At 68.8% G+C, this 208-nt stretch carries 1 pseudogene; it reads right to left on the bottom strand.

The annotated features are described in order from the left end of the window. Positions 1-208 (bottom strand): annotated as a pseudogene (locus B2U11_RS05235) (phosphate/phosphite/phosphonate ABC transporter substrate-binding protein); the annotation flags it as partial.

The raw sequence follows: 208 nt of genomic DNA, 5'->3' as shown, positions 1-208 counted from the left end.
CGCTCGGCGGCGGCGACGCCGGCCTGATCGTTCTTGGCGCGGGCTTCGCCCAGCTTCTGGTCGGCGACCATCTCGCGCACGGGGTCCAGGTAGCTGTCGTCGGCGGCGCGGAACATCGAATAGTTCAGGCCCGCCAGCACCTGGCGCTGACGCTCGGCCTCGGGGCCTTCGCCCTGGCCGTAGGTGAGGAAGAAGCTGCGAATCTTTT

Source organism: Brevundimonas sp. UBA7534, assembly GCF_002479325.1.
Classification (GTDB): Bacteria; Pseudomonadota; Alphaproteobacteria; order Caulobacterales; family Caulobacteraceae; genus Brevundimonas.
Note: the sequence above shows the minus strand (reverse complement) of the source record. Positions and strands in the feature narration are given on the sequence as shown.